This is a genomic window from Treponema peruense, from assembly GCF_016117655.1.
GTDB lineage: Bacteria > Spirochaetota > Spirochaetia > Treponematales > Treponemataceae > Treponema_D > Treponema_D peruense.
Genome location: NZ_CP064936.1, coordinates 868,709 through 880,360, shown reverse-complemented (window position 1 = coordinate 880,360; position 11,652 = coordinate 868,709). Strand labels below are relative to the sequence as shown.

The 11,652-nt window shown below is 41.6% G+C and carries 7 protein-coding genes, 1 tRNA gene and 1 pseudogene; 2 read left to right on the top strand and 7 right to left on the bottom strand.

The window, feature by feature from the left end; genetic code table 11:
* Positions 1-141 carry a hypothetical protein gene (locus tag IWA51_RS04105; RefSeq protein ID WP_198443707.1) on the top strand — a complete coding sequence of 47 codons (141 nt, stop codon included), beginning with the start codon at positions 1-3 and terminating at the stop codon, positions 139-141.
* On the opposite strand, the gene IWA51_RS12900 is transcribed toward IWA51_RS04105, so the two are convergent.
* From IWA51_RS12900 to IWA51_RS04070, 7 genes are all read right to left on the bottom strand, one after another.
* A complete protein-coding gene (locus tag IWA51_RS12900; protein WP_198443336.1) occupies positions 102-224 on the bottom strand; it encodes a hypothetical protein in 123 nt (40 codons plus the stop codon). The two genes, IWA51_RS04105 and IWA51_RS12900, sit on opposite strands and share 40 nt — an antisense overlap.
* A 221-nt stretch (positions 225-445) precedes the next feature.
* Complete coding sequence (locus IWA51_RS04095) at positions 446-1,648, bottom strand: BMP family ABC transporter substrate-binding protein (protein ID WP_198443335.1); 1,203 nt, start codon at positions 1,646-1,648, stop codon at positions 446-448.
* Positions 1,649-1,659: 11 nt separating this feature from the next.
* On the bottom strand, positions 1,660-5,229 hold the full coding sequence (locus IWA51_RS04090) for an HD domain-containing phosphohydrolase (RefSeq protein WP_198443334.1): 3,570 nt from the start codon (positions 5,227-5,229) through the stop codon (positions 1,660-1,662).
* Between the two features lie 204 nt (positions 5,230-5,433).
* Positions 5,434-8,376, bottom strand: a complete 2,943-nt coding sequence (locus IWA51_RS04085) for a hypothetical protein (RefSeq protein ID WP_198443333.1) — start codon at positions 8,374-8,376, stop codon at positions 5,434-5,436.
* Between the two features lie 130 nt (positions 8,377-8,506).
* Positions 8,507-8,578 (bottom strand) — tRNA-Cys (locus IWA51_RS04080).
* A gap of 26 nt (positions 8,579-8,604) precedes the next feature.
* On the bottom strand, positions 8,605-8,922 hold the full coding sequence (locus IWA51_RS04075; RefSeq protein WP_198443332.1) for a hypothetical protein: 318 nt from the start codon (positions 8,920-8,922) through the stop codon (positions 8,605-8,607).
* Entirely contained in the window at positions 8,919-9,449 is a 531-nt protein-coding gene (locus IWA51_RS04070; RefSeq protein ID WP_198443331.1) for an NUDIX hydrolase, read from the bottom strand. Before IWA51_RS04070 ends, IWA51_RS04075 begins: the two co-directional genes overlap by 4 nt.
* Positions 9,450-9,688: 239 nt before the next feature.
* On the opposite strand from IWA51_RS04070, the pseudogene IWA51_RS04065 reads away from it, so the two are divergent.
* Positions 9,689-11,557 (top strand): annotated as a pseudogene (locus IWA51_RS04065) (phosphoenolpyruvate carboxykinase (GTP)); the annotation flags it as partial.
* Positions 11,558-11,652 lie beyond the last annotated feature (95 nt).

Below are 11,652 nucleotides of genomic sequence, written 5' to 3'. Positions count from 1 at the left end.
ATGCACAAAATCAAAATTACCGCAGTCCGAAAAGCCAATTACAAGGATTTGCAGCAAAAATACGAAAATCCCATTCAGCACGCCTGTGATATTCAGGAAGGTCAGGTATTTATTGCAAATGGCTGGCATTTCTGCCCGTAAGGATTCGTCCGTTTTATCGCTTTCGCCGACTCGCAGAACAGCGCCCTGACCCTGCGGTTGCCAGCTTTGGTCAGCGGAAGCATTATTTTTGTCTTGCCGCTGGAATCCTGTCCGGGACAAAGCCACTATGTAGCTGACAAGCTGTGCGGCCGTTGCAAACCTTTAAATCAAAAAATGTTGTTGTAAAAATAGTTTTTAATAATAATTTGCTTGAAGTAGGAAATACAGGAACATCATTAAAATCCTCTCGTCATTTTGCTTCAATTGGCAGATCAAACAGCCGCTCAGTGGTGGGATTGCTAAATTAAGGCAAAACCTTGATTACATCATCGAGGACATAACAAAAAGCTGGTGATGAAGATTTTTCATTTTCGATAAAAGGTGTCCTTAAGTCAATTTTTTTGGAACTGTCAAACGGATCAGTTCCTGTAAAATTTCCAGAAAAAATTGCAATATCATTTTTTTCAATTTTGCTGCTAACAGATTTTACGATCGAATCAACATTTTTCGGCAAAAATTCATAGTTTATGTCCAGAATGCGGACCCAGCCTTTTTCGATTCCTGCCATTGCGTCCTGACCGTAAACCTTGCCGTCAATGCAATCTTCAATTTTTTTACCATGCAAAAGAGCATTTATTGACTGCTCAAAATAGTAAGAATAATCAACTGAACAGCTGACCAAAGAACGTGTCGGAGCAATATCGGTCATACTTTGGCTATATCCGACGTGATAGGCAGGAACCGCTCTTTTTGAATTTTCACAGGCAACAGCAGGACCTTTTGTGTCAGAATGCTGAGAAATTACAACGCAACCTTCATCAATCAATTCTACGGCAATCTGCTTTTCCAAAGAATAATTTGACCAGGTGTCTGTATATTTTACGAGCATTGTCGCTTCTGGAACAACCGACTGAACTCCAAGATAAAAAGCCGTATAACCAGAAATAACTTCTGGAAACGGAAAAGCCGCAACGTAACCGACTTTTGCCTCTTCTGCGCTTATAACTTTCGATTCAATCATTTCCTTCAGTTTTTCTCCGGCAATCACGCCGCAAATATAGCGCCCCTGATAAATCGTTCCATAACAGTTATGATAATTTGGAAGAACTGGCTCATCATTTGCATTGTCGCCAGTCGGCACGCAAAATTCAATTTCTGGATGAAGTGCCGCCATATCTTTTACAACCGGACCGTAACCATAACTCGCGGCAATTATGTAATCACACTTTTCGTTTACGAGCTCTTCAAGAGGAGGTTCAATCTGGTCTTCCGTAACATTGTACTTAGTAACGCACTCAATTTTGTCGCCAAAAACCGAAACAACGTGATTTTGTGCCTTTATAAAATTTTCTGTATAAGGAGTTATTTCATCGCCTACAAAAATAAAACCAACTTTCAGGCTTCTATCTTCGGAACGTGTCAAAATATGAATTCCAAAAGAAAGCAGGCACATTGCAACAGAAGTAATTGCGCACAAAATATATTTTTTTTTCATTTTTACATTCATAGTTTTCCTCATTAAATGTTTTCTGCCGGATTGTTTTTTGTTTTTTCGTAAAGTTTTTCCACATCTATTGTTCCGTCAGCAATCAGAGAAAGCAAGATGTCCACAAGTTTCGGATCAAACTGAGTTCCGCTGTTCCGCTTAAGCTCTTTTATTACAAAATCAAGATCCAGCTGTTTGCGATAAATACGATTTGCCGTCATTGCGTCAAATGCGTCTGCAATGCCGATAATTCTTGCGTCAAGAGGAATTTCTTCACCTTTCAGACCGTGACAATAGCCGCTTCCGTCGTATTTTTCGTGATGATAAAGGGCGCCAACGCTTACATTGTCAACAGTCGTAAGATATTTTAAGATTTCCGCACCACGAATAACATGAGATTTCATGATTTTGTATTCTTCGTCCGTAAGTTTTTCCGGCTTCTTTAAAATAGCATCTGGAATTGCGATTTTTCCAATGTCGTGCAAAAGCGCCATCTGCCGCAGAGTCTCGCATTTTTCCTTTGAGTATCCAAGTTTTTTTGCAATATAAACCGAATACTCCGACACTCTGCGAGAATGTTGATTCGTGTTTTGATCCCTGGCATCTACGGTTTGAGCAATAGAAAGAATAGTTTCGTTCACCATTTTAATCTGCTTCTTTGCATATTCGAGTTCGTATTTTTGTTTAAGCAAAGTCTTCTGAGAACGAACTCTAGTAACAAACCAGGTAAGCCAGACAAGAACAAGACAGCCTGTCAAGATAACATAGAGCTTAAACCAGTTTTTCTGATACATTTCTGTTTCTTTTTCAATCGTGTAATTTGCACTTTCGATTACGCTTCCGTTCAATCCGTCGAGAATCGAAATTTTAAACACGTAAGTCTTTGGCTTTAAGTTTGAATAAGAAATTTTTCCAAGTTCGCTGAGCAAACACTCTGTAGGTTTTAAATCATTTCCATCAAGAAAATATCTTACGTAAGGATCGTTCAGTGAATAATTCAATATTTCCGGCTCAAGCACAAGCTTTTGAGTTTGAGGCGAAAGCTTAAAAACGTCAGAACGGTTAATTCTATGCTTTATTCCGTCAACTTCCGCAAAATCCAAAATCATGCGGTAAGATTTTGAAGCCATGTCGTATTTTGACATATTAACCTTTACGGCTCCGCTGTCGCAGCAAAGATAAAGATTGTCGTTTTCGAGACAAGGCCATGAATTTGCAATCAGCAGCGAACGAAAACCATGCTTTGCATTTATGAGCGGATACTCGGTTTTTAAATTTTCAATCAAATCTTTTGACTGTGCCACAAAAATTCCAGCGCTTCCCAAAATCCAGCATGTTCCGTCAGGATCGCAAATCATGTCGTAATTGTTTGAATACGGAAAATTATCGAGTTTTTTGACTTCTCCTTTTGCGGACGTATAGCAAATTCCGTTGCTTGTAACAATAAATACACCGTCAGAAAAAGAATCGTAAACCATTCGCAAAATTACGTTTGAAGAAAGTCCGTCTTTTTTTCCAATATTTTTAACAATCTTGTCATTTTCGATTTTTGAAATTCCACCGCCGTCCGAACCTACATAGCAGCCGTTTTTGTATTCAAGAAGGCAGAGAGATTTTTCGTTGGCAAAACCGTCCTGCGCAGTAAAAACTTTTTCAACGGAATCTCCCCTCAAAAAGGCAACTCCATAATCTCCGGCAACAGCAATTCTTCCGTCCTTAAGTTCACAGATATTTCTAAAACGGTTTCCAGGAAGTCCTGTTTTCTGTGAAAAATTCTTTATCTCGTATTCGCCAGAAGAATCCACCCTCACCTTATAAATACCGCTTCCAGTCGTTGCAATCCACAGATTATCCATAGAATCCACCTTCAAACAGCGAATTCTTATTTTATTAAGCAATGAACTTATTTTATTTTCGAGTTTTTTTTCGTTTTTTTCGTCAAGAATTATAAGTCCCTCGTCAGTGCCGCAAAAAAGCAGTCCCTGCCATTTTTCTGTAGAATTTACAACAGCCGTTTCTTCAATTTCTGAAAAAAGTTCGATAAAAGTGGATTTGCACATTTCGAGAAGTCCAAGCCTTGAAGAACTGAACCAGAGATTTCCCTGATAATCGATAAGCATTGCGTCGATTGAATTCGAAAAATTGTTTGTGTAAAGTTTTTTGGCTTTAAAACTCTCGTCAAAAAAGGCTATTCCCGTGTCAGAACAAACAAAAACGCCATTATTTTCTGCAAAATAGAATGAATTTATGCCTTCGATTCCTGGAATTTTAAATTTGCGGACTAAATTTGCCCCGGAAGACGTCAGTCTGTAGATAAAAATCGAATCGTCCGGGCTTGCAAGAAAAAGCCTTCCGTCTTCCGAAAAATCCACACTCTGAAAAGAAGTCTTTTCCTCGCCTTTTAAAAATGAACAGCAAATTTCTCCGTTTTTAAAGCAAAAAAGCTCTCCGCGTTCGGTAACAGCAACGACGTTTCCAAATTTGTCGGCGGACATTTTTGTTACGTTTTTAATCTGTTCATATTTTTTTGTAATTTTTACTCCGCCGCTCAAAGACACGAGAGAAATTCCTTCCGTTGTTCCGATGTAATAATTTCCTTCGGTATCGCAGACAATGTCCTTTACAGAATTTGAAAGAAGACCGCTTTCTTCGTCAATCACATTCATCACGTGTTCATTTATAAAAATCGTAATTCCACCGTCATTTGTTCCAGTCCAAAGCCTTCCTTCTTCGTCTACAAAAAGACAATTTACGCTTTTTACAGAATGAATATCACTCATAAGCTTAAATTTTGAACCGTCATACTTAAACAGGCCGGCATAAGTTCCAATCCAAAGTTTTCCGTCATTTGTCTGTTCTATGTCGTTTGCTTCGCCAGACAAAAGTCCTTCGGAATTTGAAAAAACAGTCTGAACATAAGAGTCGTATTCATCGGTAAAATTTTGACTAAAAGCCGGCTTAGGCTGAAAAACAAAGAAAAGAGCAAAAATAAAAGTCAAAAACGGAGCTGTGTTTTTGAACGATTTTTTTTCCTCTAAGTTTTCATCACGTTTTTTTCTGTAAAACCTTACGAGTTTTATTAAAAGATAAATTATTTCCACACAAAACAATTTGTCCAAAAATTCAATATAAAACTGCCCAGTCACAAAGGAAACATATTTTGGAAAACCTGCGTCCATAAAAAAACGCATTACCTGAGATGCCCAGATATTGCCGATATCACCGCCATACATTGTTATGCTGACGATTACGGAAATAACCGTCGAAATTACGGCAAGCCCCATTCCAATCGTCATAGTTAAAAACTGGCTTTCAAAAACCTTCTTTTTTGCAAAATGTCCGGCTAAAAAACCGATAAATGCGCCAGTAACGCAGTAAACCGACTGCTGTTCAACAAAAATGCCGTAAATTATATTGTTCGTAAAACCAACTATAGCGCCACAGACAGGACCTGCAAAATACGCGATAAGAAAAGTTCCGACAGAGTCGCACCAAAGCGGAAGCATAAGTTTTTCGGCAAAAACTCTTCCAAGAAGGTCAACCAAAAGCGCAATCACCGTAAACGGAACTATCAAATACTCTCTTTTATCTTTTACCAACATCACTTTTTTCCTATTTTAATATTATATTGTCGACTTTTACAGCTTAGTTCACTTCAGATTTCTGTATTTTTTTCAGGGCGCATTATACTCGCTATTATTATAATACTTTTCTACAAAAAAACAATATTTTTTATTTCAAGAACAGCAAAGCCATTCTTAAAAATTACAGTTGAGACTGTTATTTCACAACTGTCTCTACTGCGCCTAAAATAGAGAGCCGACTCCGAAGGATAGTTTGAAATTGCCGGGGTCAAAGTTTTTCAACGGTAGGCCTACAGAACAATAAACACTCACGTGCGAAGAAGGATTTGCAAAAAGGCCGGTATTGAATGACGGTTCCAGAATCAGTTTAAGGGACAAAAAATCCCTGTACCCCATTCTGTCTCCAGAAAGGTCAGAAAAAACCTTTACAAAATTCCAAAGAGTATAGTCCGTTCCTGAATTACCCAAAGAACCGCAGTAGTCTGCCGTAAGAAGAAAACGGTTAAAATAAAGCGGCACAAACGGAATTCCGCGCTGGATTTCATACGCAAATATAACACTTTCGGCTTCAAAAGAAAGAAATTTTCCTATATAAGAGCACATCTGCACATTGAATGCAACCGGCAGATTGTAAGTAAACGAATCCCTGCATGAAAACGGCAGAAGGCGCGGAATATTTACACTCACTTCGGGGTAAAGGTACTGTTGCAGAACCATATCATCGCCTTCATTAAAAACATTGTATTGGTGACGGCCGCCTGCTGTTCCCATAACTACAGTTTTGTAGGCAACAGACAGCGCAATACCGCCAAGCTCGAATGTTCCGGGTCCCATTTTGCGGATTGTGGAAATTTTGGCAGACACTTTGTTCTTGTCATAAAAATACAAGTTGTCATCTTCAATATAATCCAGTATCAAGCCCCCAAAACCCCATGTATTTTTTCCAAAAAAGGCTTTATTCTCAAGAGAAAACAAAAGGTCAGCCTTACCGCCAAGATTTACGCCCGAAGAAAGAGAAAGATTGTTTGAAGCCTGAACAAATCCGTCCTTGTCCACAACAACCGCAGGCATTTCATTGTAAGAAAAAAGCGATGTAGAGGTTGAACCCGAAAATCCTGCAGAAAAGCCCCATGCTTTTGCATCAAAACTCGTTCCGGCACTCAGTGTAAGAGTGTCAGAATCCCACGGGTTACTTGTCATCCATGTCAAACCCCAGACAAACGGAACAGTATTTATAAGGGAATCATTCTTCACATCATCCGCAACATAAGGAATTAACTGATAACCGGGCACAACAGGACCCGTAAGAAGAGTCCCCCTGTGCCAGTAAGGTTTTCTGTATTTTTTAGAAGAAAAAGTCCCTTCTAAAGAACCGCCGTGGCTTTCAGAAAAAGCGTCACTGCTTTCGTTAACCGCAGACCGGGCGGCGGTCAGTTTCAAAACTCCGCCGGCATTGTCAAGAGAAGTTGTGTCCAGACACAAAAGTTTTCTGTTGTCATAAAAATAAGAGCTGTAAACAACAGATCCGGCGGCAGCAACCGGCCAGTACACGCCGCCCGAAACGTCAGTATTCATAAGGAACATTTCTTTTGAAGAAGGGTCAAGCCATCCCAGCCTTGGGAAAGTGTCAGGCTCGGCATAAGAAAACAAAAGCACAGGTTTACCGCCAAGAATTCCCGCCGAAAGCCATCGGAGCCGTGCATCAGGCAAAAAAGAATATGTCTCATTTTTAACGCCGTTTGAATTCCGCAGATCCCCAAAGCATCTTATAGTCCACTCAAGTCCCGACCTGCAGACAGCATAAACATTTCCTTCAATAAAACAGGGAGAAAAAACAGACTCGCCGCTTGCAAAAGAAACTTCACTTGCCCTTAAAAAAGATTTTCCGTCAAATGCAAACGTCACAAGGGAAGCGCTCTGAGAAAAAGCATAAACTGCAGTAACATAAATTTTTCCTTCTGCGTAATAAACACACGCGTCCCTTAGTCCTGCCTGCTTTATTTCATGCCACCTGCCGCTTTTGATTTCGTAAAGTGCAGATTTGTATTTTGTTCCCGAACTGTTGTCATCTTCGTAACTTACAGCAAGAAATTCCCCGTCAGAAGAAAGCCTTGCCGAAAGAATTCCGTCGCGCGAAAACAGTTTTTTTGGAACGCCGAACATCCCGTCCTGTGCAGAACAAAGCCAGACAGCCCCGCCGTCAATGTAACTTACCGAAACATCAGAAGACGAAAGGCCGTAAAACCTTGAACCCAAAAGATTTTGTCTTGAAAAACTGTCTGACTTAGGGTTAAAAAAGTCAGTAACAAATTTTTCTTCAAGAGGATTTTTGGGAATATCTGGAACATAAACAGAATCTTTGAATTCCTTCCACGCAGTTCCAAGACTCACATCGTAGATTCGCTTGAAAGCAGTTTCATAAGTCAGGCTTTTTGCATTTATTGCACGGTACCAGAATTCGGCATATTTTTCCATTCCGTATTTCTGCTGGATAAAAGCGGCAAAAGGTCCGCCAAAACCGTAAGATGCCGATGCCGAAGGAAACTTGTCCCTTGCGCCTGTCACATCCTGCGCCGAAGGAAATTTGCCCGAAAGTTTTGCCTGGCGCGACATATGAAGGTAAAAAGGATCGTTAAGTCGCCCTTCCCCGCCGGAACTTTCCATAGAAACAGCAGCCCCTTCCTTAAAAAGAGTCGTCATAATAAAAGCCGAGCCCGGATTAAAAATATCGCCGAACACAGAATCTATAACTTTCCAGAACGGATTGCGCATATTTATAGAAACAGCATGGGTCAGTTCATGCGTAAAAGTTCCAAGAAGCGGCTCAGAAAAAACAGCCATACTTTCATCAGAAACAGCATCAAAAAGAACAATATGATTGTAGTGTCCGTTGGAAAAATAAGCGTTGTAAGCGTCAGTGTCAGGAGTAATTACAACCGGCATGCGAAAGTCAGGCTCTTTTCCGTAAGATGCACAGATTTTTTCATAAATTGAATCGGCTTTGTCAAAAAGTTCCCGGGCTGAATTTTCACTTTCTACAGGATAGATGATGTCAAACCACTTTGTAGAAGAAATCCGTATTTTAGAATGCGAAGGCATACTGGCGGCAGAAACAAAACTCAAAACAAAAGACAGCAGAAGTGCAAAAACAAAAACTCTTCTCATAAATCTCTCCAGAAAAGTGCCGCCCGGATACCCGGACAGCACAAAATATATTGTATCGGACCGCAGCTTTGCTCGAACAGTCCGTAAGCATAAAAAAAAGGTATCCAACCGGATACCTTTTTTTTATGAAAGGCGTCTAGCGGAATCGAACCGCTGCATAAAGGTTTTGCAGACCTCTCCCTTACCGCTTGGGTAAGACGCCATAAAGTATTAGTAGTATATAGAATATTACGAACTTTGTCCAGTACCCGATGGCTCATTTTCGGAAATTTTTGCTATTCTTTCCTTAAAAACAATTATCTCGCCAAGAATTCCGCAGGCTAGTGAAACCGCCACCATATATAATTCCATGGGAACCGCAAAAGGCAGTGCTTCCAGAACAAAAGCCGCTGCAATGCTGCCCTTGTACGAAACCGGTGCGCGCGGTACATCAAGAGAAGAGCCGGCGCGGGTCTTTTTAAGGCGGGATATGCGTATTATATAGAAGAAAAATACAAAAATAAAAACTGCCGCGCCCGCAATACACATAATTAAAGGTAAACTCATTTTGTCTCCAGCCACTTCAACAGTGTGTTTTTTGCAGAAACAAATGCTAACGGTATTTTTTCTACATCTTCCGCAGATTTTACACCAACCCATTCAAATCCGCTCACTTCGGACTCTTCGGCCTTAAGCTGTGCCCCAGCCGGAAGAGTTGCGGTAAAAAACATATCGCAGGTTTTGTAGACGACATCTTTGTAGACATATGTATTCGGGTAACTGCATATGTATTTTACAGAAAGCGGCCTTACACCTATTTCTTCAAAACACTCGCGCACGGCTGCATTTTCACCGCTTTCATCAGGTTCACAGAATCCGCCGGGAAAAGCCAAAAACCCTTTTCTTGGTTCCTTTGCACGTTTTTCAAATAAAAGCTCACCCTTTTTATTCTGTATAAGAAGTCCTACAGCCGCAGCGGTATTGTTGTAAAGTTCAAAACCGCAGTCAGGGCAAACCCACTTGCGCCCGCTGTTTTTTGTACATATATTTTTTGAGCCGCATTCAGGACAAAAATTGAATTTATTGTCTTTCATAACATAAATATACGCATATTAAAAAGATAAAATCAAGTTGTCTGCACATGCACTGTAAAAGTACATCCGCGCGCATAGGTGTAAACGAATATTTTTTGAATATCGGTTGAAAATAAAGGCAAAAAAATGTATATTTTTTGTATAGGAATCAAAAGGTCTGCGCTGACGCATGGACATGAAAACAGAAAGGCTACGTTGTAAAAACTTCTGTTTCATTTTTTGATTCCCGCCATCATAGGAGTAGTTGTATGACTATCAATGACATCAAGCACCCAAAAATCAAGGCTTGGATTGAAGAATGTGTCGCTATGTGCGAACCTGACGAGGTTTACGTTTGCGACGGATCTACGGCTGAATATGACCGCCTGATGAAAAAATGCGTTGACGCAGGACTCGCAACTCCGCTTGCCAAGAAGCCCAACAGTTTCCTGTTCCGCTCACTGCCTTCTGATGTTGCACGTGTTGAATCACGCACATTCATCTCTTCTGTAAAAGAAGAAGATGCTGGTCCTACAAACCACTGGATTGACCCGAAAGAGCTTAAGGCCACAATGAAAGGCCTCTACAAGGGCTGTATGCACGGCCGCACAATGTACGTCATTCCTTTCTGCATGGGACCACTCGGCTCACCAATTTCAAAGAACGGAATCGAGCTTACAGACTCTGAGTACGTTGTTCTTAACATGGACATCATGACACGCGCTGGATCAAAGGTTCTTGACATTTTCAATGCAGACCCCAACGCAGAATTCGTACCGTGTCTCCACTCTGTAGGAAAGCCGCTCAACAACGGTGAAAAAGACAACGGAGTCTGGCCTTGCGCTGATGTTGAACACAAGTATATCAGCCAGTTCCCCGAAGAACGCCTCATCTGGTCTTACGGATCAGGATACGGCGGAAACGCTCTTCTCGGAAAGAAGTGTTTTGCTCTTCGTATTGCTACTGTTCTTGCACGCGACGAAGGATGGCTTGCAGAACACATGCTTATTCTTAAGCTCACAAACCCACAGGGCGAAGTCAAGTACGTTACAGGCGCATTCCCGTCTGCATGTGGTAAGACAAACCTCGCTATGCTTATTCCAACAATCCCTGGCTGGAAGGTCGAAACTGTCGGTGACGACATTGCATGGATGAAGTTCGGTGAAGACGGACGTCTTTATGCAATCAACCCCGAAGCAGGATTCTTTGGTGTTGCTCCGGGAACTTCAGCAGAGTCAAACAAGAACGCTCTTATTTCTGCAGAAAAGAACACAATCTTTACAAACTGTGCACTTACAGAAGACGGAGACGTCTGGTGGGAAGGAATCGGTTACCCTGCAAAGGGCAAGCTTGTTGACTGGAAGGGAAACACACGCGATGCATTCCCCAAGGACAAGGCTCCAAAGGGCGAAGAAATGGCTCATCCTAACGCACGCTTTACAGCACCTGCAAAACAGTGTCCGTGTATCGCAAAAGAATGGGAAGATCCAAAGGGTGTTCCTATCAGTGCAATTCTCTTTGGAGGACGCCGCCCTTCAACAGTTCCTCTCGTACACCAGGCACGCAACTGGAACCACGGTGTATTCCTTGGATCAATCGTCGGATCAGAAATCACTGCTGCATCTACAATCGATGCATCACAGGTTGGAAAGATTCGCCGCGACCCGTTCGCAATTCTTCCTTTCTGCGGATACAACATGGGCGACTACTTCGCACACTGGATCAGCATAGGAAAGAGCGCAAAGGATCAGGACAAGCTTCCTAAAATCTTCTACGTTAACTGGTTCCGCAAGGACGAAAACAACGACAAGCTCCCCGGCGGATTCATGTGGCCAGGATACGGCGACAACAGCCGCGTTCTTGCATGGATTTTTGACCGCTGCGACGGAAAAGACAACTTCGTTGACACACCAATCGGATATATGCCAAAAGAAGGTTCTCTTAACCTTGACGGACTTGCAGAAGTTTACAAGGAACAGATTCCTGCAATCACAAAGGTTGACAAGGAAGGCTGGCTCAAGGAATGCAAAGACATCCGCGAAAACCACTATCCTAAGTTCGGAAAGCACTTGCCAAAGGAACTTACAGAGTGTCTTGATGACCTCGAAGCTCGTCTTAGCAAGGCTTAATGAATTAGTCAATTTCTAATGGAAAGGCTGTCCATAAGGGCAGCCTTTTTTTGCAGCTTCCCGCGTGCTCCCTACGCAGTATCACTTCTGCCGAG